Here is a 26,998-nt window from a genome sequence, read left to right on the forward strand (position 1 = left end):
GCTCTTCCTGCGATCTCAACCGAATACTGTGGTACAGGACATTCTTTTCGGGGTTTTCATGCGGTTCAGTGTCGGCATTGCTGTATCTATGCTGGTCGCCGTATCCATCGGCATGTCGACCTTCGTTGTTCATTCGCTGTGGTGGACGACCGCGCGTGACAACAGCCGCATGCTTGCCGCTGAGATCAACAGCCAGATTGCAAACGCGGTCCGTATCGAAGTCGGGGCAACCCTCAGATCCGCCGAAGCCGCATGGTCGGCGGTGCGCACGATCTTTGTACAGAATGTCATCGCAACGCGGCAGGCCGATAAACGAGAGTTCGTCTTTCTGTCTCAGTTGCAGGCGCAGCCGAATATTTCCTGGATTTTCTTCGGCTGGCCGGATGGCAACTTTTTCGCGTCGCATCGGTTGGGCGACAGCGGGCTTGAGATGATAGAGATCGACAAGGACATCCGCGACCGGAACTTGCGGACCGATCGATACATTTTTATTCCCGGGGATATTCAGTTCGAAGAAAGGACCTTTGTTCCGACCTCCTATGATCCTCGTGATCATGCCTGGTTCAACAATTTTATGTCTCTGAGCACGATGGGATGGATCGAAGCACGCGATCTTCCGGGCAGTGATAAAACCGTATACGCATTTGCGGGGCCGATCGATGTCAACCGGGCACGGCAGGGTGTTCTTGCGGTCGCAATCGAAACCGACCGTTTGTCACGCTTTCTGGCGACGCTCGAGCCCGGCGAATTCGGAGCCGCCTTTATTCTGGATGCCGATGGCAAAGTAATTGCTGTTCCCGACGCAAAGGCGGACGAAGTTACACCGGCGCGCATGGGCGAGGGTGAGCTGTACGAGGTTGCCAAGATCTCGGGGGAAAAACTGTTGGGCGACCCGGATGGCAATACTGCGGGCAGTTCGACGAAGCGCGTGGTGATCGATGGCGTCCCTTATGCGGTGGCCCTGACACCTTTGGGTTTTTACGGGTGGCGCGTCGCTACGGTCATTCCTGAGGCGGCCTTTTTGTCTGGCATCGATGCAACCTTGATAGACCTGATCTATATCCTGATCGGGGTCGTGATCGTCTCAACCGCTCTGGCGATCTGGTTGATCCGTCGAATTGTGGCCAATCCTTTGGCGCGCATTGCCGAGGATCTGAGCAAGATCGAACGCTTTGACGTCGAACGCATTCCACGCCGGCCTTCAAAGCTGTCCGAGCTTGCCAATCTGTCTGCGGCAACGGCCAGCATGGCAGCAGGGTTGTCCGCGTTCCGAAAGTACGTGCCGACCGATCTTGTGAAGATGCTGGTCGCCGAGGGCATCAAAACGCAGCCCGGTGGCGACATGAAGCAGATATCCGTATTGTTTTGCGATGTGACCGGATTCACCGGGTTGTCGGAAAAACTCGGCCCCAAAATCATCCAGTTGATGGAGCCTTTTTTCTCTGCGGCCGCAGCAGCCGTCGCGCGTCATGACGGGACGATCGACAAATTCATGGGTGACGCGGTCATGGCGATCTGGGGGGCACCGCGCAAGGATGCGCTCCATGCCGAAAATGCCTGCCGCGCGGCACTGGATCTTGTCGTGACCGTGGAAGATGCGGGCATCAAAGACGAGGCCGGAAATTCCCTGCGTGTCAGGATCGGGTTGAACAGCGGTGAAGCTCTGGTTGGCAACATTGGGTCAGAGCAGCGGTTGAACTACACGGCGATCGGTGACGTCGTGAATGTGGCCAGCCGATTGGAAGGGGCCAACAAGGAGTATGGCACGCGTATTCTGATCGGCCCCGAGACCCGGCGCGAAGCAGGCGACGCAATTGTCGTCCGAGAGCTTGACACGCTCGCGGTCTTTGGCCGGACCGAGGAACTGGTGGTCTATGAGCTGATTGCGATGGCCGACGGTTTCGAAGGGTCCCTTGATTGGATCGAGACCTACGAACAAGGCCTTGCGCATTACCGTTCCGGCCGGTTCGAGCAGGCGATAGCTGCGTTTGAGGTCGCGGACAAAATACGGGGCGGGGACCCTGTGTCCGTCGCCATGAAGTTGCGCGCAACGAAACTTTTGACCAACCCTCCCTCGGGGGATTGGCGTGCGGTTACGCATACGGACAAGACGTGAGCGTGCAGGTCATGAGAGCATGCAATCCGCACCCGTGAACAGCAAGGTCTGAGTGCGCGGAAGGGGGATTCTGGCCGTCGTATCGTTTTCGCAGCGAAGATGAGAATGAATTCCGGAAATCAGGGTGCAATGACAGAAAGAGTCTTCAAAGATATCCGCAGAAAGACACTGTTGACATTAGATTTTGTATTTTGGATACATTAGACATAGAGATCGCGACGACCTGTGCTGTCACTGAATGCTCTGGCGACAAAGAGCCATGCGATTGTCTTTATAAGTCCTTTTCTGGGAGAAAATCATGAACCTCAAACTTCTGGCCGCAACCACTGCGATCGCCCTGACGGGTGCCGTGGCGCAGGCAAATACACTTGTATATTGTTCCGAAGGATCGCCTGAAGGGTTCGATCCTGCGCTGTACACCGCAGGGACGACCTTTGATGCGTCTTCTCATCCGATCTACAATCGGTTGCTTGAATTTGAAACGGGCACGACCAATGTGGTCCCCGGCCTGGCCGAAAGTGTCGAGGCCAGCGATGATGGTCTGGAATACACTTTCAAGCTGCGCCAGGGCGTCAAGTTCCACTCGAACGACGCGTTCACTCCGACCCGCGACTTCAACGCGGATGACGTGATTTTTACCTTCATGCGTCAGAAAGACGAAAACCACCCTTATCATCAAGTGTCAGGCGGAACCTGGGAATATTTTCAGGGTATGGGGATGCCTGATCTGGTCGATTCCATCGAAAAGATCGACGACTACACAGTGAAATTTACTCTGTCCAAGCCCGAAGCGCCATTTGTCGCCAATATGGCGATGGACTTTGCCTCGATCGTGTCGGCGGAATACGCTGCGGCAATGATGGAAGCCGGTACGCCGGAAAAACTGAATACGGCACCCATCGGCACCGGACCTTTCTCGTTCGTGGCATATCAAAAAGACGCCGTGATCCGTTACGCGGCCAATGATGCGTATTGGAAAGACCCGGCGCAGATCGAAAACCTGATCTTTGCCATCACACCGGATGCGTCTGTACGCTATCAAAAGCTGAAGGCAGGCGAATGTCATGTGATGCCCTATCCGAACCCTGCCGACATTCAGGCAATGAAGGATGATCCGGACATCAACATGCTGGAACAAGAGGGCCTGAACGTTGGTTATCTGGCCTACAACACCACCATGGCGCCATTCGACAATCCGAAGGTGCGCAAAGCGCTGAACATGGCGATCGACAAGCAGGCGATCATCGACGTGGTCTTCCAGGGCTCGGGCCAGGTGGCCAAGAACCCGATCCCGCCTACCATGTGGGGCTACAACGACGCCATCGTGGACGATCCCTATGATCCCGAAGCGGCCAAGGCGATGCTTGAGGCCGAAGGTGTTTCGGACCTGTCGATGAAAATCTGGGCCATGCCCGTCCAGCGCCCCTACAACCCCAATGCCCGTCGCATGGCCGAGTTGATCCAGGCGGATTTCGCCAAGATCGGTGTGGGCGTCGAAATCGTCTCGTACGAATGGGGTGAATACCTGTCTCGGTCGAAAGAACTGAACCGGGACGGTGCCGTTCTGCTGGGCTGGACCGGGGACAATGGCGACCCGGACAACTTCCTGGCGGTTTTGCTGGGCTGTGACGGTGTCGAAGCATCCAACCGGGCGCAATGGTGCCATCAGCCCTTCGAAGACCTGATCCTGAAGGCCAAGCAAAGCACGGATCAGGCCGAGCGGACCAAACTGTATGAAGAAGCGCAGGTTGTGTTCAAAGAGCAGGCTCCGTGGGCAACCATCGCGCATTCGGTCGTTTACATGCCCATGAGCAACAAGGTGCAAGGCTATAAGGTGCACCCTCTGGGCGGTCACATCTTCTATGGTGTGAGCGTCGAATAAACCACCACTCACAAACCGGAGCCACCAGAGTGGTGGCTCCGGCTTTCTTTTTGAGGAGGTCGGGCAGAATGCCGGATTTGTCCGAATACCGCCAATTGGCAATGGATATGTCAGTGGACGCAGTGGCCCTGGTGCCGGGTCCGAATTTCACCCGCGCATTGGGCAAATCCTTCATGAGCCACGAGCGCCCTTTTGTCGTGGTGATTCCGGCCCAGGGTGATCCGGCGGCGATCGTGCCCAATCTGGAACTCGCTTCATGGGATCTGGTCGGATTTGAGGGTGCCGTGTTCGACTGGCGCGATCAGACCGGCTATGACGGCGCCTTTTCCGCGCTGGCAGCGCATAGTCCGATCAGATCGTTGGCCGTCGAAGGTCAGGTGATGCGGTTTTTCGTGTCAGACGCGTTTACCCGCGCGTTTCCGGATCTGCGGATTGTGGACGGCGAACGCGAAATCTCAGGCCTTCGCATCATCAAAACCGAAGAAGACATCGCCGCGCTGCAAGCGGCCATCGATATTTCGGAACGCGCGTTGGAGCGTGTGATTGCGGGTGTTCGCACAGGTCAGACCGAAAAACAGATCGAGCAGGCGCTGATACAGTCGCTTTTTGCGGAAGGCGCCGAGTCGCTGGCCTTTTCCCCCATCGTGGCTGCGGGGGACAACTCGGCACGACCGCACGGCAAGGCGCGCGCCGACTACCGGATCAAAGCAGGCGATGCCTTGCTGTTCGACTTTGGCGCTCGAAAACATGGTTTTGCGGCCGACATCACGCGAACTTTTTTCGTTCAGGACGTCCCGGACGAAGGCCGGGATGTCTACGACACGGTTTTGCGCGCCAACAAAGCCGGGTTCGAAGCCTGCCGCCCCGGCATGACAGCGCATGACATCGACGACGCCGTCACAGGCGTGCTTGAGGCCTCGCCCTTTGCCGATCGTATCCGGACCAAGACAGGTCACGGTCTGGGCCGGGATGTGCATGAGGCGCCGTATATCATGCGCGGCAACAGCCAGAAAATCCTGCCGGGCATGGTCTGGACCAACGAACCCGGTCTGTATGCATTGGACAAGTTCGGCGTTCGCATAGAAGATGACGTTCTTGTCACCGGGGATGGCTGTCGGTCACTGACCCGCTTTCCCAAAGAACTTACAATCATAGGTCGCTGATGCTTGGTTATTTCCTCACCCGTCTTGGCCTGTTTATTCCGACATTTCTGGGCGTCACGCTGATTTCGTTCATGTTCATCCGGGTGCTGCCCGGCGATCCGATCATCGTGATGGCCGGTGAACGCGGCATGACGGAAGAACGTTATCAGGAAATGGTCGAAAAGCTGGGTTTCGACAAGCCGGTGTTGCAGCAGTATTGGGATTACCTCACCGGAGTGCTTCAGGGTGATCTGGGCGAAAGCTTTGTCACAAGGAAGCCCGTATGGGATGAGTTCTTTTCGCTGTTCCCCGCAACGCTGGAGTTGTCCTTGTGCGCCATGATCTTTGCCGTTGCGCTGGGTCTGCCCGCGGGTGTGATCGCGGCGGTGAACCGAGGGAAGTTCTTTGACCGGGCGCTGATGTCCTCGGCGCTGGTCGGGTACTCGATGCCCATCTTCTGGTGGGCGCTGCTGTTGATCATCATATTCTCGGGCAATCTGGGCTGGACGCCGGTCTCGGGCCGGATCGACCTGTTGTATTACTTTCCCAGCGTCACGGGCTTCATGCTGATCGACAGCCTGTTGTCGGGTCAGGACGGGGCATTCGGATCAGCCGTGCGCCATCTGATCCTGCCGACGATTGTGCTGGGTACGATTCCGCTGGCGGTCATCGCACGCCAGACCCGGTCGGCGATGCTGGAAGTTCTGGGCGAAGATTACATCCGCACCGCGCGCGCCAAGGGTTTGTCACCAACGCGGATCAATGGATTGCACGCGCTGCGAAACGCTTTGATTCCGGTTGTTACGGTGATCGGCCTATCGGTGGGCACTTTGCTGGCGGGGGCCATTCTGACCGAAACCATCTTCAGTTGGCCGGGCATAGGAAAGTGGATGGTCGACAGCATCTTTCGCCGTGACTACCCAGTTGTTCAGGGCGGATTGCTGATGATCGCGGTGATCGTGATGCTGGTGAACCTGCTGGTCGATGTCCTTTATGGCATCATCAACCCCAAAATTCGGAGGCGGTGATGGCCGAACTATCCTCAACCCCGCCCAGAACGGAAGACCGCCCCAGCGCCCTGCGCGAGTTCTGGTACTACTTCAGCGAAAACCGCGGCGCTGTCATCGGGCTTTGGGTTTTTGCAGCCTTTGTGTTTTGTGCAGCCTTTGCGCCCCTTCTGGCCCCCTATGACCCAACCGAACAGTTCCGCGATCATATCCTGCAACCGCCCGCATGGCAGGAGGGCGGAAGCTGGGCTTTCCCGTTGGGTACCGATCCGCTGGGTCGGGACATGCTGTCGCGCCTGATCATGGGCTCGCGCTATTCCTTCTTTGTCGGAATCGTCGTCGTCTGTGTGGCCGTATCGGGTGGCGTGATGATTGGCCTGCTGTCGGGCTTTGCCCCCAAATGGGTCGATACGCTGATCATGCGGGTGATGGATATCGTTCTGGCCTTCCCGTCGTTGCTGTTGGCGCTGGTGCTGGTGGCCATCCTTGGCCCGTCGCTGACCAACGCGATGATTGCCATCGCCATCGTTTTCCAACCCCACTACGTGCGCCTGACCCGCGCGTCGGTTCTGGCGGAACGTCAGAAGGATTATGTCACGTCGGCGCGTGTGGCCGGTGCTGGCAGGTCACGGCTGATGTTCATCACCGTGCTGCCCAATTGTCTGGCACCCATCATCGTACAGGCGGCGCTGTCCTTTTCGACGGCGATCCTGGATGCAGCTGCCTTGGGCTTTCTGGGCATGGGCGCGCAGCCGCCCACTCCGGAATGGGGCACCATGCTGGCCGAAGCGCGTGAATTCATACTGCGCGCCTGGTGGGTGGTCACCTTCCCCGGTCTGGCGATTCTTGTCACCGTTCTTGCCATCAACCTGATGGGTGATGGCTTGCGTGATGCGCTTGACCCGAAACTGAAACGGAGCTGATCGCATGAGCCTTTTGCAGATCCGCAACCTGACTGTTGAATTCGCCACGGCCTCGGGCAAGTTTCGCGCGGTGGACGGTGTCGATCTGTCGGTCGACAGGGGCGAGCTGCTGGCCATCGTCGGCGAAAGCGGCTCGGGCAAGTCGGTGTCGATGTTGGCGCTGATGGGGTTGTTGCCCTGGACCGCGACGATCACCGCTGACGAGATGCGCTTTGAGGGGGTGGATCTGGCCGGTCTTTCGGCCCGTGAGCGCCGCAAGATCATCGGCAAGGACATGGCAATGATCTTTCAGGAGCCGATGTCGTCGCTGAACCCCTGTTTCACGGTGGGGTTCCAGATCAAAGAGGCCCTGCGCATCCATCTTGGCTTGAACCGTAAGGACCGCCACCAGCGCGCGATTGAGCTGTTCGACCAGGTCGGCATCCCGGCTCCGGAAAGCCGCCTGAACACCTTTCCACACCAGATGTCAGGGGGCATGAACCAGCGCGTCATGATCGCGATGGCCATCGCCTGCAAGCCCAAGCTGCTGATTGCGGACGAACCGACCACCGCGCTGGATGTCACCATTCAGGCGCAGATACTCGACCTGCTGGTTCGGTTGCGGGACGAACACGATATGGGCCTTGTGCTGATCACTCATGACATGGGGGTGGTGGCCGAAACCGCCGAACGGGTTCAGGTGCAATATGCCGGACAAAAAGTCGAAGAGCAGCCCGTGTGTGATTTGTTCCGCATGCCGCGTCATCCCTACACATCCGCCCTGCTGAGCGCCTTGCCCGAGCGCGCGACCTCCAAGATTCTCCCGACGATTCCCGGCGTTGTGCCGGGCCAGTTCGATCGCCCCGCAGGGTGCTTGTTCAGCCCGCGATGCCGGTTCGCTGATGCAACTTGCGCTGAAATACCACCGACCCCTCATGCCGAGGCCTTCGGCAAGGCACGTTGTCACCACGTTGAAAGAATTGCGGCCGGAGAATTGGCATGACCGACCCCATCGTTCAGGCGAAAGATCTGACCCGGTTTTACACGGTGAAGGGCGGCTTGCTGTCCAAATCAGCGACGGTGAAGGCCCTTTCGGGGGTGGATTTCGAACTGAAACCGGGAAAGACTCTGGCCATCGTCGGAGAGTCCGGCTGTGGCAAGTCAACACTGGCGCGATTGGTCACGATGATTGAAGAGCCGACGTCGGGCAGGCTGACGATTGACGGTGTCGACATTACCCTGTCGCGGTGGAGCAAGATGCGGGAAACGGTGCAAATCGTGTTCCAGGATCCGTATGGATCGCTGAATCCACGTCAACGCATCGGCCAGATCTTGCAGGAACCGCTGATCATCAATCGCCCGGACATGTCCGCCGCAGACCGCGAGGCACAAGCGCGCGACATGATCGAGATGGTGGGATTGCGGCCCGAGCATTATGATCGCTATCCACATATGTTCTCTGGCGGGCAGCGTCAGCGTATCGCCATTGCACGCGCGCTTATGTTGAATCCCAGGGTCCTGGTTCTGGATGAACCGGTTTCGGCACTGGACGTCTCGATCCAGTCACAGATCCTGAACCTGCTTGTGGATTTGCAAGAACGGCTTGACCTCGCCTATCTGTTCATTTCGCATGATCTTTCCGTGGTTCGGCATTTTGCCGACGACGTGATCGTGATGTATCTGGGGCGTGCTGTTGAAAAGGCACCCAAAGAACAGCTGTTCGCCGCGCCGCGCCACCCCTATTCCAAGGCGTTGCTGTCCACGACGCCCCGGGCCGACCCCACGGCCCGAAAAGAACGGATCAAGCTTGAGGGCGAACTGCCGTCGCCGATGAATATTCCAAAAGGTTGCGCCTTTGCGCAAAGATGTTGGCTGGCAACCGATCAGTGCAGGGCAACATTGCCTGATCTGGCCGGAGAAACGCATCAGGTCGCGTGTCTGTACCCCCTGTAATGCAAGCAGGTTTTCGCGTGGTGTGAGACTGTGGCAAACAGGGCGGTCTCGATAGAAGCGACGTTGACTTCTTGTGGCAGAACCACCCAGCCAAGGCGCCAGCGTGGGCGACCAAGCCACATGTTTGTGTCGCTACCGACCAAGATCGCCATATTCGAATCCGCGCGCGAGATAGAACCGTTCGTTTCCCGGGATTGGGCCTGAGCTACCCACATCTCTTGGGCGGCTTGGGCCTGATGATTTCGATGCACGGACGCGCGTGATGAGAATACTCTGCCCTTCTTCCGGACAGGTCTTGCCCGGAGAAGGGAGCCATGTGCCAGGCTGAATGCAGGGGTTACTCTGCCACTTCCGCCGAGGGTTCGTGTTTTTTGAATTGCTGATCGAACAGGTTGCGGAAGGCTCCGTTCTTTTTCATCAACTCGTCCAGATTGCCCTGTTCTACGATCGAGCCATCCTGAACCACGATAATCTTATCCGCTTCCAGAACAGTCGAAAGTCGGTGCGCAATGACGACGACGGTCACATCCTTTGTCAGGGTGTCCAAAGCCTTTTTGACAAGCGATTCCGATTCTGCGTCCAGCGCGCTTGTGGCCTCGTCCAAAAGCAGGATCTCGGAATTTCTCAGTATTGCGCGTGCAATCGCAATTCGCTGTTTCTGACCACCTGACAGAAATGTTCCGTTTTCGCCGACCTGCGTTTCGTACCCTTCCGGCAGGTCCATGATGAACTCGTGCGCATGTGCGGCTTTGGCTGCGGCAATGACCTCTTCCTCGGTTGCGTCAGGGGCCGAGCAGCGCAGGTTGTCCATGATCGAGGTCGAAAACAGGAACGTATCCTGACCGACATAAGAGATTTTTTTTCGCAGGGACGCAAAGCTGACCTCGCGCAGGTCCTGGCCATCAATCTCGACGCTGCCCTCATCGGGATCGTAGAACCGCATGATCAGCCCGAATATCGTAGACTTGCCACCGCCGGACTGACCGACGAGCGCGGTGGTCTTGCCGGCGTCGAACGTGACATTCATGTTTTCGATCACAGGTACGGCACCTTGATAGCCGAAAGTCACATCGCGCAACGTGACCTGGCCGGGGCCTTCGATCAGGTCATGGGCCTCGGGGCTTTCCACCATCGTGTCGTCCTGATCCAGCAGGCCGAACAACATGCTGATACCAACCATGCAGGTTTCGATCTGAACGCGCATTTTCGACAGCCGCTTGGCAGGTTCATAGGCCATCAGCAACGCCGTGATAAAGGACATCAACTGGCCTGCGCTGGGTTGTTCCGTACCTGCGATTCCCATCGTGCTGACCACTAGTACACCCGCCACGGCGAGGCCGGCCAGAAACTCCATAAGAGGGCTGGCAATGGACTGCAACTTGGCGATGTCGTTCGACCGCTGTTCAACTTTCCGGATGGCCGTGTCCATGCGGTTGATCATCCGGTCTTCGAGCGAAAAGACCTTGATGACCTTGATCCCTGCCGAGGTCTCTTGCAGCACCCGAATGATTTCCGCCAGTGACTTGAATTCGGCCTGCATGATCGTGCGTACGCTCTTCAACAGATAGCGAACACCCAACAGGGCAATCGGACCCACCACAAAGAACAAGACGGACAGAACGGGCTGTTGATACACCATGACAGCAACCAGCCCGACCAGAGTCAGAGCGTCTCGGACAAACCCGGTGACCAGCACATCGATCAGGTTTCTGGCTGCCTGCGCGCCATGGGTGGTGCGCATCAGAAGGTCCGACGATTCATTGGTCGAAAAGAACGCGACCCCATGTTTGAGCAGTTTGCGGTAAACCTTGTCCTGTTGTTCCGCCACGATCCGATTGCCTGCGCGGGCAAGGTAAATAGCCTGAATATAGGATGCGACCGCCTTGACCAGAAACAGGAGGACAACCCCCAGCGCAATCACATGTGCCCAACCCTGCAAGTCGGGGCTGGTCATGGCATCGACAATGTATTCCATCATATATGCGGAGCCGGCCGTGGTGACCGCCACGGCAATCATTGCCAGAACCGCAATACCATACAGCTTGCCTTGCGCGTAAAAGCTTTCACCTACAAGGCGGCCCATATAGCCTGATCGCCACTTGTTCCAGGCGCGCTTTATCATTGCGTTCTCCAAATCGTGAAACTGTGCGCACGCTCAGTTAACCTATATTTTGTCGGGCCTAAAGGACAGATGCCAAGCTGCGGCAGAGCGGCCCATCCCGACCATCTGAGCTGTACGCCCGCTAAATAATGGCTGGTTGACGATCGGACAAGAGTTGGAAAGCGCAAGGACAACCGCGATCTGCCCCTTTGTACGCGCGCAGACAGGGTTGGTGGCGCGACAGGATCCGCAAAAAACGCCCTAAAACGCGGCCTGTTTCGCCACAAACGAGTCGTGTGTCCGGCATGGAGCCGCTGACAGAAGGCTGTAATTCCTGGCTTTGAACACGTGTTGATCCGAAACCAGACAGGGGACGGGTACAAGCATCTTTTCCGATCCCCGGGGCCGGTTGCGTGAAATCGAAATTCAGCGCTGTTGCCAGGTCTCTCGGGTGTTGCCGTCACCCCTCTTCTTGCAAATACGCAAGAAGGTTAACAATATCTTTGTCCTTTTTCAGGCCGCGAAACTGCATTCGATTGCCCTGAAGATACCCTTTGGGATCCGACAGGAACGCGCTCAGGGTTTCATGGGTCCAGACGATGTCGGAACTTTCCAGCGCTGTCGAATACTTGAATCCCTCTGCCTGACCGGCCTTTGTGCCGAGAATACCGTGCAGGGACGGGCCAACACCATGGCGGCCTTCTTTCAATTTGTGGCAAGCGCTGCACTTGCGAAACACCTTTTTGCCGGCCGTCACGTCACCCTGAACAGCTGCGGCAGTAACAACCTCTGTCGCTTCCGATGCCGTCGCGGCCTGTTCTTCATCCGTGTGAAAGATCAGCCGGGCGGTAATCGGTACCGTTCGGGTGATGCCGGGCAGGCTTGCCAATTCCATAAGCTTGTCCACGCCGGCGTTCACACCGGCGTCTTCGGTGCTGAGAAACACCATGTCGTTTGTCGAAACAAGCACTGACGTCTCGGACAAGCGTGCGACGAACATTTCCGCGTCAAATTCAACTTCCGTGCCGGCCAGCGAAAGCACAGAAGCAGCATCCAGAGTGGTGGTTTCACCCACGGCCAGCCCTGAAACCTTCGCTATGTCGAATTCGGCCGTCAGGCGCGCAGTGGGTGCTTGGCGGAATACAAATTCGATCATCCGTTCGTTGCGAATATCTATGTTGGTCTCGACCGAGGACAGGTCGATTTCGATTTCGGCCGCGCCCTCCTGCGTCACGTGTCCGCTCAGGCTGATGAAGCTGTTGACCTCGCCCACCGCGTTTTTCTTGATCGTTCCATAGGCCAGATGCGAGCGATCGGACTCCAGTGTCCAACCCGCTGCCCAAATGGGTGTTGCAACAATTGCCGACGCAAACGTGACTACCTTCAACAGAAGTTTCATTTCTTTCCTCCGCGGTTTATGTCAGTTTTGGCCCTGCGGGCCGGGTCCGTTTCTGACAAACACACACAGGTCGCGTTTTATTCGATGAGTGCCGAGATGACTTCCGAACAGGCCGTTCGTGACGCCGTACAGATGCACTCAAGACGCGTCTGGCGGTTTGCTCTGGCGTTGTCGGGGGCATCAGATGTGGCGGACGATCTGGTGCAGGCCACATGCCTCCGTGCGCTCGAGCGGCATCATCAGGTAACGTCGCATGATCGTCTGGACAGTTGGCTGATGACGATCTGCCGGTCAATCTGGTTGAACGAAGTGCGGTCTCGTTCCGTCCGGCGGGCGCAGGCGCTGTCCGTGACCCCAGAATCGGAACTGGTCGCAACTTTGCCGGATTCAGAAACGAATATTTTTGCGGCTGAAGTGTTTACTCAAGTGATGCAGCTGCCAGAAGCGCAGCGGGAAACGGTCATGCTTGTGTTCGTCGAAGGGTACAGCTACCGCGAAACCGCTGCATTGCTGGACGTTCCCATCGGCACAATCATGAGCCGGCTATCGAATGCCCGGCGGAAACTGAAAACCGTGATGCAGTTTGAGGCGGCAGACGCCGCGCGACGGAGTGGCAAATGACGTTTTCCGACGAGACGCTGTTGGCGTATCTGGAAGGCACGCTGGATGAGGCTCAGAGCCGCGCCATCGAGGCCGCGGTTGAGGATGATGTCGAGCTTGAACGCCGCCTGATGGCGCTGGATCCGTTCGCGCCTGTCGTTCGGCAGGTCTTTGAGACACTGCCCACCGCGGCGCCGAAGATCGATTTCCCGGAACGCGTGGCGCAAAACACCAATGGCGGGTTTCTTCGCCTTCTGGCAGTGGCCTCGGGCGTCGGGGTTGCAGCCGTTGCCCTGACATTCTGGGCGACGCGTCCGGCGGAACTGGGCTGGGCGCAGCAAGCGGCGATCTATCAGTCGCTATATGTGCCCGAGACGATTGTCTCGCTGGACAGTTCCGAGGCATCGCTGGACAAGCAGTTCGCGATGGCCGAGGCAGCACTTGGCAGGTCTCTGAACCGTGAAGCGCTGGACTCCCTGCCAGGGTTGGAGTTGAAGCGAGCACAGGTTCTTTCGTTCAAGGGAAAGCCTTTGGTTCAGGTCGTTTTCGCCGATGAGCAGGGTCAACCTTTTGCCTTCTGTGTTATCCGCCAGGGGCCGAACGCCCCGAAGGCAGAGGTCAAACAGGCCATTCTGAGCGGTTTGGCAACAGCGACCTGGGCACAGGATGGCTATGGTTACATGCTGCTGGGCAGCTCTCCGCAGACCGATTTGAGCAGCGAACTGGATGTTCTGACCCGAACCTTTGCGGGCTGACGGAATACCCCTTGTGAACCAACGGGAATGCCCGAAGAATGCGGGGTATGACGTCGAAGAAACCCTTGCCCCTTCCTGAAGACGAGGCCGAAGATCTTGGCCCCGCCAGCATCTATGACGGCGATCCGTCCGAAGAGGACGACCTGTGGTTTTTGCCACCGGATGAAGTCGAGGAAGACGAAGGTTTCTTCCTGCCCGGGCCGCGACGCGAACAGCGCCTGCTGTTCGATCCGCGTGATTGGCGGGCTGCGCAGTCCGACCTTTCTGCGGAACTTGCAGATCTGGCCCTGACTTTTGGCGCGCTGGATGAACGGTTGCGAGCGGGCCCCGAAGGCTGGACGCATCGCTTGGCATTGATGGAGACGTCCGATCTGGGGTGGTGGACCGGAGACCGGATTAGCGTGGATCGATTGGCTTTGTGGACCGGTTTGCGGATCGGCGCCACTCATGATGACGTGCAGGCCCTGTTCCGGGCCGGATGGGCCGTGCGACGCCTGAGTTCGGGCGCGCCGCCTGCTGCCGGCGGTTGGGAACGCGGGCTGACCGCGTTTCTTGACCGACTGGCTCAGGGGGTCGACGCGACCCCGGAATCCATCATTGATCTGGCCGAGGTCATGCAAAACGCCGAAGGGTTGCATCCTGTGACGCAGTCGGCAATTGCGTTTCACGCCTGGCGGGCGGTGTCACAAGGCATCGGACAGGACACGGAAGCAGCCGTCATAGCCGCGCGGCATGCGGCCTCGATGGGGCGTGGCGGTGCGCAGTTCATGCCCTTGGCCTTGTCCGGGCCGCGTGCGCTGCGCGGCTCGGGGGATCCGTCGGAAAAACTGAGCGCATGGATCGGCGGCGCAGGCCAGGCTGCCCTTGCGGCGTTGTTGCACCTAGACCGGATCAGCGCGTGGGAGGCGAAAGCCAAAGACGTCACGCAGGATCTGAGCGGCCGCACCCCACCGCGCCTGATCAATGCATTGACGGCCTGGCCCATGGTATCCGCGCCTTTGGCCGAAGACCTGACCAAGGCTTCCCGCGCCGCGGTACAGCGCAATTTCGACCTGTTCGCGCAGCGGGGTCTGGTTCGCGAAGTCACCGGGCAGGGGCGTTACCGCGTCTGGACGGCGGCGCTGTAATCCATCAGCCAATCGCGAAACGTACGCGCTGCCGGGCGCAGCGCCGTGCGGGAGGGATAGACTAGATGATAGGCTTCCTGCCCAGGGCAGGAGAAGTCCGGCAGGCAGGGGACCAAACCGGAAAGCTTCATAATGCGATCTGACGCGGGCGCGCGCGCCAAGGCAATGCCGCATCCTCTGGCGCAGAGCTCGGCCGCCATCACCGAATTGTCGGCGAAAAAATACCGTGCCTGGCCCGCTGGCAGCCGTTGGTGTTCGAACCAATGCGGCCAGCTTGCCCGATGGGTCGAAACTTCGATCAAGGTGAAGTCGAACAAATCACTTGCCGTCTTGATCCGGGCAGCAATCTCGGGTGGGGCGATGGGATAGAGATGTTCGCGCATCAACTCGTCACTTTCCGAGCTGAACAGCGCGGGGTTTCCGAACACGATCTGAAGGTCAGTGAACCGATTGGTAAAATCCGACATGACATTGCCAGTTGAAAGCGAAAGGTTGATCTGAGGATGCGCCGCCTGAAAATCGGGAACGCCCCCGGCCAGAATGCCATGTGCAAACAGCAGCACCGACTGCACGTAAAGCCTTTGCTCGCGGGTTTCGCCGAACAGACCGGCGGTTGCCGTTTCCAGCATGAGCAAGGATTGCTGTACCGACGGCAGATAGGCGCGCCCGGTCTCGGTCAAAGTGACCGCATGCGCGTGACGGTGAAACAAGGGTGTGCCCAGTCTTGTTTCCAGCGCCTTGACCTGCTGGCTGACGGCGGCCGGCGTCATGTTCAACTGGGTCGCGGCGCGGGCAAAGCTTTCGGTTCGGGCCGCAGCCTCGAATACGCGCAGCCAGTTGAGGGAGGGGACGCGGGTGTTCATTCCGACAGGCTAAGCAGAACTTAGCCTCACCGGCAAGACAATTTGGTCTGAGCTTTTGTTCCCCGGCCTTAGGCTTGGGATCAGTGAACAGATGAAATGAGCCTTCTATGTCAGACCCCGCCCTGCCGCCACGAGCCAAGCGCAAGATCTGGAATTACACGCCTCAGCTGCCGATTCAGACCGCGCCCTATTGGGATTGGCCGATGAAACCTCTGGCCGCGTTGAAATACCTGCTGCAAAGCTGGAATCCGCTTGCATTGCGGGCGCTGCTGCTGGTCTTTGCGGTCATCACCTGGACCTATCTGACGCCTTCACTGAGCAGGATCGAGACCTTCGGCTGGGATTGGGTTGCGGAAATCTGGTTCCGCAATTTCTGTATCCTGATGGTGGTCGCAGGCGGCTTGCACCTGGCCCTTTGGAGGTTCCGCACGCAGCAGGACGAATACCGCTATGACATGCGCCCGATGATGAAGGGCGCCAAGGTGTTCACATTCAAAAATCAGGTTTGGGACAACATGTTCTGGACCTTGGGCCCGGCATTGACGTTCTGGACGTTCTGGGAATGTCTGATCCTGTATTCCTATGCCAATGGCTGGATCACGATGATCACGTTAGACGGCAACCCGATCTGGTTCATCGCCATGACTGTCATCGTGCCGATCTGGGCCGGGTTCCATTTCTACTGGCTGCACAGGCTGCTGCATGTGGGTGTGCTTTATACAAAAGTGCACGCTTGGCATCACCGCAACATCAATACCGGCCCTTGGTCGGGGCTTGCGATGCATCCGGTCGAAAGTTTCTTTCTGATGTTCGATACGATGATATTCTTCCTGCTGCCGTCTCATCCGATCCACGCCATTTTCCTGCTGTTCCATCACGGCATCGGCGCTCCGACCTCTCATGCCGGGTTCGAGCATGTGAAGTTCGGCAACAAGGCCAAGTTTCAGGTCGGGGATTTCTTTCACCAGCTGCATCATCGGTTTTTTGACTGCAACTACGGCACCTGGGAAACGCCTTGGGATGAATGGTTCAACACGTTCCACGACGGCACCGATGAAGGCAATGACATGGTCAAGGAACGCCGCCGCAAGATCTGGGCCACCGAATAGCCCGGGAAGGCAGATCCCTGCCGGACCCAAGCGGGTCCGGTGGGCGCGTTTGATACAACAGGTGGTGTGCCTTCAGCGTCCAACGCCGACATAGGTTTCAAAGCCGGATTTCAGCGCCTGTGACTTTGAATAGATATTGCGCAGATCCACCATTCGGGCAGAGTTCATGGAACCGGCCAGCTCGGTCAGGTTCAACGCGCGGAACTCGTTCCACTCTGTCAGCAACACCACAACGTCAGCCCCTTGTACCGCTACATAGGGATCGTCACACCATTCGACCCCGGGCAATAATGCATCGCCTTCCGCTTTGCCCTGCGGATCGACGACGCGCACTTTGGCTCCTCCGCCGATCAAAGCGGGAATGATGGACAGTGATGGCGCGTCGCGCATGTCGTCCGTGTTGGGTTTGAAAGTGACACCCAGAACCGCCACCGTCTTGCCGTTAAGGCGGTCGTCGCAGGCGTCGCGGATTTTCTCGATCATCCGCTTCTTGACCTCGTCATTCACCCGAATGACGGTTTCCGTGATCTGCATCGGATATGCATGATCCTGCCCGATCCGCGCCAGCGCGGCGGTATCCTTGGGAAAACAAGAGCCACCATAACCCGGCCCCGCGTGCAGGAATTTGTTGCCAATTCGCCCGTCCAGACCGATGCCGCGGGAAACTTCCTTGACATCCGCACCGACCTTTTCACACAGGCCTGCGATTTCATTGATGAAGGTGATCTTGGTCGCCAGAAACGCGTTGGCGGCGTATTTGATCATCTCGGCGCTTTCCAGATCAGTGGTCAGGATCGGAAAGTCACGCAGATAAAGCGGTCGGTAAATCTCGGCCATTACTTCGGCGGCGCGATCGTTTTCCACACCGACCACGACGCGATCGGGGCGCATGAAGTCATCGATTGCGGCGCCTTCGCGCAGAAATTCAGGGTTCGAGGCCACGTCGAATTCGGCTGTGGGGTTGGCGGTCGCAACGACCTCCTGAACTTTTCTGTTTGTTCCCACCGGCACGGTCGATTTGGTGACGATGACCGTGTAACCGGTAACTGCTTGGGCGATCTCTTCCGCCGCGGCCATCACATAGGTCAAATCCGCGTGGCCGTCCCCTCGTCGGGTCGGAGTTCCGACCGCGATGAAAACCGCATCGGCGCCATCAACTGCCGTCTTCAGATCGGTTGAAAAACTCAGGCGACCGGCAGCAACGTTTTTTGCCATCAGCACATCCAGGCCCGGTTCATAGATCGGCACTTCTCCGGCCTTGAGCATGTCGATCTTTTGCTCAGCCTTGTCGACGCAAATAACGTCATGACCAAAGTCCGAAAAGCATACACCGGACACTAAGCCAACATAACCGGTGCCGATCATTGCAATACGCATCCAAAAATCCTTCTTACCAATTACCACGGACGGCGTGGGCACAATCAAAGAAACTGACGCCGGTTTCAATGGCCGTCAGCAGTTGCGTGATGCATCCCATAGATTCTTGCGGATATTGAGGCAATAGAAGCGCAGATGGTGCAAAGCCCTTCGAAATCGCGATTATGTCGGCTTTGTTCAGCGGAACCGAGGATCGGGAAGAACTGGTCGGTGTCGAAACTCGGTTGCGCAGAGGGTGCTGTTGATGGCTGGAAGAGCCCCTGCCTTGGGTATTGATGACGCGCGGAAGTGATTGCGCGTTCTCGCCACCAAAAAGCTGGCTGGCAAGGGTAAATAGGGGCCGCGTGAAATGCCCCGGCAAATGACCGGTCGATCAGCTGTCCATTTCAGCGGCGGCTTGCAACAGCCAGTTCTGAAACAGCCGGACCGGTGGCGAAACCGGTTTTTCCTTGAGACGCATGAAATAGGTCCAGGGGCAGTTCAGATCAAACCGGAACGGCTCGATCAGCAGCCCCCGCTCGACATAGGACCGGGCCAGCGACCGGGGCAGGGCGACGCATCCCAGTGACTTGGCGGCCATTTCCATCGCCAAATTCGAGACATTCGTCCGCAACCCGCCCTTCTGGCTCAGATCGGACAACCCGAAATGCCGCGCCGCGTGCTCCCAATAGGAGGGGCGGCCCAGGATGTGGATCAGCGGTGCATTCTGCAATTGCTTGGGGTCGGTCAGCGGCGCGCCATCGACCAGAAAGCCGGGCGCACAGACCAAGGCCAGCTTTTCGACCCACAAACGTTGGGCGTCCGGCGACACATCGTCGACATGATTGATTGTCAGCGAGATGTCCGAAACATTTGGTTCGACATCAGTCCAGACAGTGCCATGAACCGTCAGATCAATATCGGGATGCACCGCGTTGAAACCACGGATCACATCCGGCAACCAGTTCTCGGCCAGACTGACCGGGCAAGAAACCACCACTTTGCGGGTATGCGACCGCACGATGACCGATTGCGTGGCAGCGTTGATTTCCTGGAGGGCATGGCGCACCGACGGCAGATAGGCCTCGCCCACATCTGTCAGCGACAGGGAACGGGGATGGCGCACGAACAGGGGGCGCTGCAAAAACTCTTCCAACGAGCGGACATGATTGCTGACGGCAGATTGGGTGCAGTTCAGCTCTTCGGCAGCAGCGGTAAAGCTCAGGTGCCTTGCCGCCGCTTCGAACGAGCGAAGAAAGGTCAGGTGTGGAAGATTCATCATGACGGACGTTTCTCAGGCAAGGCACATCGCAAAGAATTAATAAGCCCAGGGCTTGCTGTCTTGCCCATGAGCGACTCACACGTATGGTTCTGCCTCGAAATGTGATCTGGTCCTAGTCACAAATAATCCGGGGCCATTGCCCCATGATTGTTTTCGTGCCGCTATGCGCAAACTCACATAGGCTTTTTCTTGTAAACGGAACCCGAAAGAAAAACCTCGACTGGACACCGTGACAGATACCTTTCAGACCGTTGCAGATTTTGCGCTGAATCGTGCCGCGCAGGATTTTCCCGACACCGCACGCAAGGCAGCAGCGTTGATGCTGCTGGATACGCTGGGGATCACCATAGGATCGGGGCCGATGCAGGCCGGACAGATTGCACGCGAGAGTGCGGTAGCGCTGTTTGGCGCGGGCGATCCGGGGCTGAGCGCGCGCATGCTTTTCGACGGTCGTCGCGTCAGCGTCGCGGGTGCGGCCTATGCAGCGGCCACACAGACCGACAATCTGGACGGCCATGATGGATACAATCCGACCAAAGGCCACATCGGGGTTGTCGTCGTTCCCGCACTGGCGGCACTGGCTGAAACCGTTCAAGATTTTTCAGGCCCCGAAGCGCTGGCGGCGGTGATCGTTGGATACGAGGTCGCGGGACGCGCGGGCATTTCGTTGCATGACACCGTCAGCGATTATCACACATCCGGAGCTTGGAACGCGCTTGGCGTGGTGGCCGTGGCGGCGCGCTTGCGCGGTTTGACGGCCGAACAGATGCGGCAGGCCATGGGGATTGCCGAATATCATGGCCCGCGCAGCCAGATGATGCGCGAGATCGCCAATCCCACCATGCTGCATGACGGTTCGGGCTGGGGTGCGTTGGTTGGCATTTCTTCAGCGGTATTGGCCGAGAAAGGCTTTACCGGGGCGCCGGCCATCACCATCGAAGCGGCAGACGTTGCCCCCCATTGGCAAGATCTGGGCGATTTCTGGCAAATGGAGCATCAATATGTCAAACCCTACCCGATCTGCCGTTGGGCCCACGCCGCAATTGATGCCACCCGTGCACTCATGCGTGAAAACGACCTGACTTACCGCGATATTGCCGCGATTCATGTAAACACGTTTCGGGAAAGCGCCTGCCTTTTCCAGGGTATGCCGGATGATACGTCCAAGGCGCAGTATTCGCTGCCATTTGCCGTCGCAACAATGGTTGCGCATGGCCGGATCGGAGTTGAGAACATCACCGGTGCGGGCCTGGCCGACCCGCTGGTCGCCTCGATCGTCGAGCGTATCTCGGTTTCAGAGGCCGCACGCCATTCCGACCGTTTCCCCGAAAGCCGGTTTGCCGATGTCAGCATCACCCTGACCGACGGGCGGATACTCGAGTCGGGCGACGTACACGCACGCGGCGGACCCGAGGCACCAATGGATGAGACCGAAGTGATCGGCAAGTTCATGGAATTTGCGACACCATCACTGGGTGCATCCCGTGCTGCCGCCATTCGTGATGCGGTTCTGGGGCTGGGCGCGCCGGGTTCGAAATTCTCAGACCTTGGCGCGTTGATCTACGCCCCCGTCGACCAGACGTAAAATCTGCCGAAGCTGCCGTATCAACGCATTCCGACCCGCACATCCGAACCCTTGATCCTGATGGCGGCGATGATGCAGGCCCTGCCGCCCGCTGCACAGGTTGAATTGGAGCTGGGAACAAGTCTGGGTGATCCAAGACCGGTTCGAGGTGAGCTTGCTCTTTTACACTGTCGCCCTGCGCCCTGATCCGGTCAGAGCAGGTCGAACAATCGCCCCGGCAGCGCGTCATGACGCGGCAGGTTCAGCGCCCGCATAAGGCAGAACATCATCGCCTGATTCGAGGTGACCACCGGCTTGCCCAGCGTTGCTTCAATCCGGTCGACCGCCTCGACCGAACGCATGTCGGTGCAGCTGAGAATTATGGCCTGTGCCTGCGGGTGATCGGCCTGACAGGCCAGTTCATAGACGTCGTCCGGGGTCAGCTCTCCCTGACCGTAATTGCCCAGCTTTCGGCCCACATCGGCGCATCGAACGGTCTCGATTCCGTTCTGGGCCATGAAATCCATCGCCTGAGCGTTTATTTCGCCCAGATAGGGCGAGGAAAAGCCGACCTTTGTGGCCCCCAGTGCCTTGATTGCGGCGATCAATGATCCGGCCGCGGTCAGCGACAGCGCACCGGATTCCGATTTGATCTGTTGCGCCAGCTCAGCGTCGAAAGACGGCCCATGGGTCAGGGTGGCCGAGGTGCAGCCGTACAGCACCACATCGGGCCGCACCCCCGAGATCATCCGCAGATCGTGGCTGATATCCGAAGCACCCAAACCTGCCATCTGATCCGAGCCGGGAATTTCATCCACGTCATAGCCGCCCATGCGCTGGAAATGGATGGTGGTGTTTGGTGGTCGCAGCATCTCCATATCCGGTTCCAGATTGGTGTTGGTGTAGGGCACCAGAACACCGATCTTGGCGGCTGTGCGGGTCTCGGTCATGTCAGCGCTCCTTTCAAGATGTCGCGGGCCTTGTCCATCACCTGGGGCGCACAGATCGTGGCGCGCAAACAGTCCGACAAACCATAGCCGCCCATGCCGCGCATCATCAGGCCCTCCGCCCGCAGGGCCGTGTCGGCGCGCTGTGCCTGCGCGGTCGAGGCAAAGCGGATCAGCACGAAATTTGTGTGGCTTTCCGGCACGCTCAGGCCCAGTTCGCGGCACTCCTGCGCAAACCGGTCCCGAATTTCGGCTGTCCGTGCGACCACGTTGCGCATATGGGCCTGATCCCGTATTGCCGCCGCCGCCGCTGCCTGCGAGGCAATCGAGATATTGTTGGGATTCAAAAGCTTGCGGACCTCGCCCGAGATTTCGCTTGGGAAATAGCCCCAGCCGGCCCGCGCCCCCGCCAGCCCGTAGGCCTTGGAACATGTACGCGTGATCACGGTGTCGCCCCGATCCACCAGCGCAAAGATCTGCGCGGGATCGTTCGCGGCATCGGCAAATTCCGCATAGGCCTGGTCCACCACCAGCAATGTATCGCCAGGCAGATCCGATCGCAGGCGGATAATTTCGTCATTCGGGATCAGCGTGCCGGTGGGGTTGCCCGGATTGCAGACGAACACGATGCGGGTGGCAGGTGTGACAGCGGCCAGCAGCGCGTCCACCGATACGGTCAAATCGACCTCGGGCGCTGCCACATATTCGGCCTGTGCCTGTGCTGTGGCCGAGGCGACAAAGGCATAGCCATATTGTGTGCCCAGCACCTGATCGCCCGGCCCGGCAAAGGCGCGGATCAGACAGCCAATCAGTTCCATCGAGCCCGCCCCACATAAAATGCGTGCCGGGTCGAGCCTGTGCACCTTGGCAATGGCCGAGCGCATTTCGGCCCATTCCGGATCAGGATAAAGGGCCAGATCCGCCAGCGCTGCCTGCCCGTCCGCAACGGCGGCGGGGCTTGCGGGAAAGGCGCTTTCGTTCTGCGCCAGTGAAATCGTGCCTGCGCCGTTCGGATCAGCCAGCGCATAAGCGCCCATGGCGCCAACGTAAGGAACCGGTCGGATCATGCGTCACCCCCGTAAATCCTGGCGCCTTGCGCACTTACCAACCCGCGTTTGATGTCCAGTGCCAGCGCATCCGGGTCGCGTTCGGCAGGGTCGCCAAAGCCGCCGCCGCCCGGTGTATCGAAGATCAGGTAATCACCGTGTTCCACCCGCAATTCTCCTTTACCCGGAATATCGTTTGCACCGTCCCTGAAACGGATGCGACCGGGGGCGCCGGGTTTGCCGCCCATACGGCCAAGCGCCGGGTATTTCAGCCGTTCGACCGACAGGAACACGATAAAGGGCGCCCCGTTGGACGAGGTCATCTCGATCCGTTGCCCCAGCCCGCCGCGATACTTGCCCGCGCCGCCGGAATCTGGGCGCAGTTCGCGCCGCCAGATCGTCACGGGTGCGACGCTTTCGGTGATCTCGACCTGACTGCCGAACACGCCCGACGGATAGGCCGTGGCCGACAGACCATCGGCATGAGGTCGCGCGCCGGTTCCGCCATTGTGCACGGGTTCCACCGCGAATTCGCGACCGCCGTCACGGGCCACTTCGGGTGCGTGGCGCATGGGCAAGTCGAACATGCAACTTGCGCCTTCGGCCGGGACCGCATCGGGCAGGGCCTGATGCAGGCAGCCCAGAACCAGATCGGGCGTGACCTGACCCAGGGTATGCCGCATCGCAACCGGCACCGGGCGCTGCGCGTTCAGGATGCAGCCCTTTGGCCCGTCAACGGTAAACGGCTCCAGCGATCCCGCATTGTTGGGAATGTCCGCGCCGACAATGCAGCGCAAGGCAAACACCGTATAGGCGGTGGCATAGTTCAGCGGCACGTTGATGCCCTTGCGCGAACAGCCCGAGGTGCCCGAGAAATCCACATGCATGCCGTCCTTCCTTACGGTCAGGGTGGCGTGCAGCTCCAGCTCATTCTCATAGCCGTCCATCTTCAGAACATTCTTGTAGACACCTTCGGGCACGTCGGCGATGGCCTCCAGCGTGCCGCGGCGCGACGTGTCGATGATGTACGAGCCGAGCGTCCCTAGATCGTCGAGGCCAAATTCCTCCATCATTGACAGCAGCCTTGCAACCCCGGCTTCGCAACAGGCGATCAGCGCATAGATGTCGCCATCATTGGCGATGGGTTCGCGGCTGTTGGCGCGGATGATGTTCAGCAGCAAAGCGTTGGGGGTGCCCTGTTCAACCAGCTTGCAGGGCGGGATCAGCAGGCCCTCGTCATAAATGTCGGAACCTTCGGGGCCCATGCCCAACCCACCCAGATCAACAAGATGCGAGGTGCAGGAGGTAAAGCCCACGACCTTGCCATCCTTGAATGCGGGCATCATCAGCAGAAAATCGTTCAGGTGCCCCGAGGCAAGCCATGGGTCGTTCGTCATGTAGATGTCGCCCGGCTTCATGGTCTGAACCGGGAAAGCCCGGCGCAGGTGCTGCACCGCTTCGGCCATGGTGTTGATGTGCCCTGGTGTGCCGGTCACGGCCTGCGCCAGCATCCGGCCATCGGCGTCAAATATCCCGGCAGAGATGTCACCGCATTCGCGTACGATCGGGCTGAAGGCGGCGCGGATCAGGGTTTGGCCCTGTTCTTCTACCACGGCCAGCAGACGATTCCACATCACCTGCAATCGGGCGGGCGAAAGGTCGTGTGAAAGACCGGACGACATCATGCGCCTCCTTTCTGGTCCTGTACAAGGACGAGGTTTCCCATGGCATCCACATGCGCCGAGAAGTCGGCGGATACGAGCGTGGTTGTCTGCGGTTCGGTGATCAATGCGGGGCCGTGAAGTTGGTCGCCGGGATTCAGATCCGCTCGGGCAACGAAGGCCGCTGGTTTCGATACTCCGTCAACGTCACAGGTGATCGGACGGGTTTCCGGCGCCGAGATTGTCTTCAACCGGGGCGTTTCAGGAACCGCCGGCACGCCGCTGTCACAGGTCGCGACACGCACCGCCCAATTGAGAATCTCGATCTGCATCCCCGGCACCGGGCGCGAGAATTGCTTGCGGTATTCCTGTTCGAATGCAGCGGTCAGCGGCACGATATCTTCGGCGGTCAGGGGGCGGTCGGGAAGTGTGATCTCGATCTCGTGCCCTTGTCCGTGGTAGCGCATGAAAGCAGTGCGCAGCGTCTGGGTCGGGACATCGCCGGCCCCTTGGAAGACGACCTCTCTGGCCTCGGAAATCATGGCTTCGAACAGCGTGTTGATCCCGTTCAGGTCCATGCTGCCCAGCAACGTATAACGCGAGCGGACGATCTCGAAAGACACCGGAGCGAACAGGAAACCGACAGCCGATCCGACACCGGGATCAGGCGGGATCACGATGCGGCTGACCCCGGCGGATCGCGCGACCCGGCTGGCGTGCAATGGCCCGTTGCCCCCGAACGCTATCATTGTTCGTGGGCCAAGGTCCTTGCCGGATTCCACCGCATGCATCCGACCCGCGCTGGCCATGCTTTCGTCGACGATACGGCTGACGCCATCGGCGGCGCCTACGGCATCCAGATCCAGCTTTGACCCGATCACCCGGCTCAGCGCCCGTTTCGAAGCTTCGGGATCAAGCTGAATATGCCCCTCGGCAAACGTGTCGGGTACGATATATCCCAGTGCAATATCACTGTCAGTCACCGTGGGTTCGGTTCCGCCGCGCATGAAGGCGACGGGGCCGGGCTCGGATCCCGCTGATTTTGGCCCCACGGTCAGCCGTCCCAACCGGTCAACCCCGGCAATCGAACCGCCTCCGGCGCCGATCTCGATCATTTCGATGACCGGTATACGTACCGGCATTCCGGACCCTTTGATAAACCGTGCGGCGCGGGCAATCTCGAACTGGCGCGAGGTCTGGGGACGTGCGTTGTCGATCAGGCACAGTTTGGCGGTGGTGCCGCCGACGTCAAAGGACAGAACCTGATCCAGACCGGCGCGGGCGGCGACGCGGGCGGCCAGAATGGCTCCGCCGGCAGGGCCGGATTCCACCAGCCGGATCGGGAACCGCGCGGCGGTTCGCATGGTGCACATTCCACCACCCGCTGTCATCATCAGGATCGGACAGGTGACGCCCTGGGCCTCGAATTGCCGGACAAACCGGGCCAGATACGTTGCCATCAGAGGCTGGATATAGGCGTTGGCGACCGTCGTGCACAGCCGGTCGAATTCGCGCGCTTCGGGGCTGACATCCGACGAAATCGAGACGGTCAGATCGGGGCGCCTGTCCACCAGCATGTCGCGCAGCCTGCGCTCGTGCTCGGGGTTTGCATATGCGTGCATCAGGCAGATGGCGATGGCTTCCGCTCCGCTGGCGTCGATGTCCTTCAACAACGCGTCGATGGCTGTGTCTTCCAGCGGTTTCAATACCTTGCCATCCGCCGAAACGCGCTCGCGGACTGTCAGCGCGCGCTCACGCGGCACCAGCAGATCAGGTTTTTCCAGATTGATGTCGTATTGCGAATAGCGCCGCTCGTAGGCGATTCCCAGAATGTCCCTGAACCCTTCGGTGGTCACGGTTGCCACGACCGCGCCGCGTTTTTCGATCAGCGCGTTGGTGGCCAGCGTGGTGCCGTGAATGAAACCGGTGACTTCGCTCAGACGGTGCCCTGTCTGTTGCATTACGCGCGCTGCGCCTTGCATGGCTCCGTCGGCGGGGTTGTGATGTGTGGTCAGGGTTTTGGTCGAGGCAAGTATCGTCTCTGCGCCAGAGACAAGAACCGTATCCGTGAACGTGCCGCCAATATCGATGGCCAGGCGCAGCGCTTGAGTTGTCATGAGGTTATCCGAAAAATCCGTGGTCACAGCGTGATGCGTAAGGGCCAGAGGCCCTGAGATCAGGCTGGG

21 protein-coding genes are annotated in these 26,998 nt (G+C 59.0%); 12 read left to right on the forward strand and 9 right to left on the reverse strand.

Annotated elements, in window-relative coordinates:
- Positions 1-58 precede the first annotated feature (58 nt).
- From GS612_RS12905 to GS612_RS12935, 7 genes are all read left to right on the forward strand, one after another.
- Complete coding sequence (locus GS612_RS12905) at positions 59-2,116, forward strand: adenylate/guanylate cyclase domain-containing protein (protein WP_171640829.1); 2,058 nt, start codon at positions 59-61, stop codon at positions 2,114-2,116.
- 298 nt (positions 2,117-2,414) lie between these two features.
- Entirely contained in the window at positions 2,415-3,998 is a 1,584-nt protein-coding gene (locus GS612_RS12910; protein WP_171640831.1) for an ABC transporter substrate-binding protein, read from the forward strand.
- A 68-nt stretch (positions 3,999-4,066) separates the two neighbouring features.
- Positions 4,067-5,161 (forward strand): Xaa-Pro peptidase family protein, encoded by a 1,095-nt coding sequence (locus GS612_RS12915; protein WP_171640833.1) that lies wholly within the window; start codon positions 4,067-4,069, stop codon positions 5,159-5,161.
- Positions 5,161-6,168, forward strand: a complete 1,008-nt coding sequence (locus GS612_RS12920) for an ABC transporter permease subunit (RefSeq protein WP_171640835.1) — start codon at positions 5,161-5,163, stop codon at positions 6,166-6,168. The genes GS612_RS12915 and GS612_RS12920 overlap by 1 nt, the downstream gene beginning before the upstream one ends.
- A complete protein-coding gene (locus GS612_RS12925) occupies positions 6,168-7,070 on the forward strand; it encodes an ABC transporter permease subunit (protein ID WP_152460560.1) in 903 nt (300 codons plus the stop codon). The genes GS612_RS12920 and GS612_RS12925 overlap by 1 nt, the downstream gene beginning before the upstream one ends.
- A gap of 4 nt (positions 7,071-7,074) precedes the next feature.
- On the forward strand, positions 7,075-8,052 hold the full coding sequence (locus tag GS612_RS12930) for an ABC transporter ATP-binding protein (protein ID WP_171640837.1): 978 nt from the start codon (positions 7,075-7,077) through the stop codon (positions 8,050-8,052).
- The gene (locus GS612_RS12935) at positions 8,049-9,002 is read left to right on the forward strand and encodes an ABC transporter ATP-binding protein (RefSeq protein ID WP_171640838.1); all 954 of its coding nucleotides are present in this window, start codon (positions 8,049-8,051) and stop codon (positions 9,000-9,002) included. Before GS612_RS12930 ends, GS612_RS12935 begins: the two co-directional genes overlap by 4 nt.
- Positions 9,003-9,339: 337 nt before the next feature.
- Here the strand turns inward: GS612_RS12935 and GS612_RS12940 are convergent, their stop codons facing one another.
- Together GS612_RS12940 and GS612_RS20545 are read right to left on the reverse strand one after the other, a co-directional pair.
- The gene (locus GS612_RS12940) at positions 9,340-11,124 is read right to left on the reverse strand and encodes an ABC transporter ATP-binding protein (protein ID WP_171640840.1); all 1,785 of its coding nucleotides are present in this window, start codon (positions 11,122-11,124) and stop codon (positions 9,340-9,342) included.
- Positions 11,125-11,563: 439 nt separating this feature from the next.
- Positions 11,564-12,502, reverse strand: coding sequence for a cytochrome c family protein (locus GS612_RS20545; RefSeq protein WP_253286165.1), 939 nt, complete (start codon positions 12,500-12,502; stop codon positions 11,564-11,566).
- 96 nt (positions 12,503-12,598) lie between these two features.
- On the opposite strand from GS612_RS20545, the gene GS612_RS12950 reads away from it, so the two are divergent.
- From GS612_RS12950 to GS612_RS12960, 3 genes are read left to right on the forward strand one after another with little or no spacing between them, the layout of a single operon-like run.
- A complete protein-coding gene (locus GS612_RS12950) occupies positions 12,599-13,123 on the forward strand; it encodes an RNA polymerase sigma factor (protein ID WP_216597837.1) in 525 nt (174 codons plus the stop codon).
- Entirely contained in the window at positions 13,120-13,857 is a 738-nt protein-coding gene (locus GS612_RS12955) for a hypothetical protein (protein ID WP_171640842.1), read from the forward strand. Before GS612_RS12950 ends, GS612_RS12955 begins: the two co-directional genes overlap by 4 nt.
- A gap of 38 nt (positions 13,858-13,895) precedes the next feature.
- On the forward strand, positions 13,896-14,984 hold the full coding sequence (locus GS612_RS12960) for a helix-turn-helix domain-containing protein (RefSeq protein ID WP_371809341.1): 1,089 nt from the start codon (positions 13,896-13,898) through the stop codon (positions 14,982-14,984).
- On the opposite strand, the gene GS612_RS12965 is transcribed toward GS612_RS12960, so the two are convergent.
- On the reverse strand, positions 14,957-15,847 hold the full coding sequence (locus GS612_RS12965; protein ID WP_171640846.1) for a LysR substrate-binding domain-containing protein: 891 nt from the start codon (positions 15,845-15,847) through the stop codon (positions 14,957-14,959). The genes GS612_RS12960 and GS612_RS12965 overlap by 28 nt on opposite strands.
- A gap of 107 nt (positions 15,848-15,954) precedes the next feature.
- On the opposite strand from GS612_RS12965, the gene GS612_RS12970 reads away from it, so the two are divergent.
- On the forward strand, positions 15,955-16,956 hold the full coding sequence (locus GS612_RS12970; protein WP_171640848.1) for a sterol desaturase family protein: 1,002 nt from the start codon (positions 15,955-15,957) through the stop codon (positions 16,954-16,956).
- Between the two features lie 72 nt (positions 16,957-17,028).
- Here the strand turns inward: GS612_RS12970 and GS612_RS12975 are convergent, their stop codons facing one another.
- Together GS612_RS12975 and GS612_RS12980 are read right to left on the reverse strand one after the other, a co-directional pair.
- A complete protein-coding gene (locus GS612_RS12975) occupies positions 17,029-18,333 on the reverse strand; it encodes a UDP-glucose/GDP-mannose dehydrogenase family protein (RefSeq protein WP_171640850.1) in 1,305 nt (434 codons plus the stop codon).
- Between the two features lie 373 nt (positions 18,334-18,706).
- Positions 18,707-19,594: a LysR substrate-binding domain-containing protein gene (locus GS612_RS12980; protein ID WP_171640852.1), complete on the reverse strand. Its 888-nt coding sequence runs from the start codon at positions 19,592-19,594 to the stop codon at positions 18,707-18,709.
- 229 nt (positions 19,595-19,823) lie between these two features.
- Here GS612_RS12980 and GS612_RS12985 point away from each other — a divergent pair, with 229 nt between their 5' ends.
- Positions 19,824-21,179 carry an MmgE/PrpD family protein gene (locus tag GS612_RS12985; RefSeq protein ID WP_171640854.1) on the forward strand — a complete coding sequence of 452 codons (1,356 nt, stop codon included), beginning with the start codon at positions 19,824-19,826 and terminating at the stop codon, positions 21,177-21,179.
- Between the two features lie 191 nt (positions 21,180-21,370).
- Here the strand turns inward: GS612_RS12985 and GS612_RS12990 are convergent, their stop codons facing one another.
- Genes GS612_RS12990 through GS612_RS13005 form a run of 4 tightly spaced genes read right to left on the reverse strand, consistent with a single transcriptional unit; the run spans position 21,371 to position 26,929 of the window.
- The gene (locus tag GS612_RS12990) at positions 21,371-22,108 is read right to left on the reverse strand and encodes an Asp/Glu racemase (protein ID WP_171640856.1); all 738 of its coding nucleotides are present in this window, start codon (positions 22,106-22,108) and stop codon (positions 21,371-21,373) included.
- Positions 22,105-23,172 carry a histidinol-phosphate transaminase gene (locus tag GS612_RS12995; RefSeq protein WP_171640858.1) on the reverse strand — a complete coding sequence of 356 codons (1,068 nt, stop codon included), beginning with the start codon at positions 23,170-23,172 and terminating at the stop codon, positions 22,105-22,107. Before GS612_RS12995 ends, GS612_RS12990 begins: the two co-directional genes overlap by 4 nt.
- On the reverse strand, positions 23,169-24,833 hold the full coding sequence (locus GS612_RS13000; protein WP_171640860.1) for a hydantoinase B/oxoprolinase family protein: 1,665 nt from the start codon (positions 24,831-24,833) through the stop codon (positions 23,169-23,171). Before GS612_RS13000 ends, GS612_RS12995 begins: the two co-directional genes overlap by 4 nt.
- The gene (locus GS612_RS13005) at positions 24,833-26,929 is read right to left on the reverse strand and encodes a hydantoinase/oxoprolinase family protein (RefSeq protein ID WP_171640862.1); all 2,097 of its coding nucleotides are present in this window, start codon (positions 26,927-26,929) and stop codon (positions 24,833-24,835) included. The genes GS612_RS13000 and GS612_RS13005 overlap by 1 nt, the downstream gene beginning before the upstream one ends.
- Positions 26,930-26,998: the final 69 nt, after the last annotated feature.

The sequence above is a fragment of the Ruegeria sp. HKCCD6157 genome (assembly GCF_013110685.1).
GTDB lineage: Bacteria > Pseudomonadota > Alphaproteobacteria > Rhodobacterales > Rhodobacteraceae > Ruegeria.

What these genes read in the sequence shown, in the direction of transcription:
- GS612_RS12905 (WP_171640829.1), top strand. Translation starts at nt 59, where the DNA reads ATGCGGTTCAGTGTCGGCATTGCTGTATCTATGCTGGTCGCCGTATCC.
- GS612_RS12920 (WP_171640835.1), top strand. Translation starts at nt 5,161, where the DNA reads ATGCTTGGTTATTTCCTCACCCGTCTTGGCCTGTTTATTCCGACATTT.
- GS612_RS12960 (WP_371809341.1), top strand. Translation starts at nt 13,896, where the DNA reads ATGCGGGGTATGACGTCGAAGAAACCCTTGCCCCTTCCTGAAGACGAG.
- GS612_RS12965 (WP_171640846.1), bottom strand. Translation starts at nt 15,847, where the DNA reads ATGAACACCCGCGTCCCCTCCCTCAACTGGCTGCGCGTATTCGAGGCT.
- GS612_RS12910 (WP_171640831.1), top strand. Translation starts at nt 2,415, where the DNA reads ATGAACCTCAAACTTCTGGCCGCAACCACTGCGATCGCCCTGACGGGT.
- GS612_RS12935 (WP_171640838.1), top strand. Translation starts at nt 8,049, where the DNA reads ATGACCGACCCCATCGTTCAGGCGAAAGATCTGACCCGGTTTTACACG.
- GS612_RS13000 (WP_171640860.1), bottom strand. Translation starts at nt 24,833, where the DNA reads ATGTCGTCCGGTCTTTCACACGACCTTTCGCCCGCCCGATTGCAGGTG.
- GS612_RS12975 (WP_171640850.1), bottom strand. Translation starts at nt 18,333, where the DNA reads ATGCGTATTGCAATGATCGGCACCGGTTATGTTGGCTTAGTGTCCGGT.
- GS612_RS12915 (WP_171640833.1), top strand. Translation starts at nt 4,067, where the DNA reads ATGCCGGATTTGTCCGAATACCGCCAATTGGCAATGGATATGTCAGTG.
- GS612_RS13005 (WP_171640862.1), bottom strand. Translation starts at nt 26,929, where the DNA reads ATGACAACTCAAGCGCTGCGCCTGGCCATCGATATTGGCGGCACGTTC.
- GS612_RS12955 (WP_171640842.1), top strand. Translation starts at nt 13,120, where the DNA reads ATGACGTTTTCCGACGAGACGCTGTTGGCGTATCTGGAAGGCACGCTG.
- GS612_RS12995 (WP_171640858.1), bottom strand. Translation starts at nt 23,172, where the DNA reads ATGATCCGACCGGTTCCTTACGTTGGCGCCATGGGCGCTTATGCGCTG.
- GS612_RS12970 (WP_171640848.1), top strand. Translation starts at nt 15,955, where the DNA reads ATGTCAGACCCCGCCCTGCCGCCACGAGCCAAGCGCAAGATCTGGAAT.
- GS612_RS12925 (WP_152460560.1), top strand. Translation starts at nt 6,168, where the DNA reads ATGGCCGAACTATCCTCAACCCCGCCCAGAACGGAAGACCGCCCCAGC.
- GS612_RS12950 (WP_216597837.1), top strand. Translation starts at nt 12,599, where the DNA reads ATGACTTCCGAACAGGCCGTTCGTGACGCCGTACAGATGCACTCAAGA.
- GS612_RS12940 (WP_171640840.1), bottom strand. Translation starts at nt 11,124, where the DNA reads ATGATAAAGCGCGCCTGGAACAAGTGGCGATCAGGCTATATGGGCCGC.
- GS612_RS20545 (WP_253286165.1), bottom strand. Translation starts at nt 12,502, where the DNA reads ATGAAACTTCTGTTGAAGGTAGTCACGTTTGCGTCGGCAATTGTTGCA.
- GS612_RS12990 (WP_171640856.1), bottom strand. Translation starts at nt 22,108, where the DNA reads ATGACCGAGACCCGCACAGCCGCCAAGATCGGTGTTCTGGTGCCCTAC.
- GS612_RS12980 (WP_171640852.1), bottom strand. Translation starts at nt 19,594, where the DNA reads ATGATGAATCTTCCACACCTGACCTTTCTTCGCTCGTTCGAAGCGGCG.
- GS612_RS12930 (WP_171640837.1), top strand. Translation starts at nt 7,075, where the DNA reads ATGAGCCTTTTGCAGATCCGCAACCTGACTGTTGAATTCGCCACGGCC.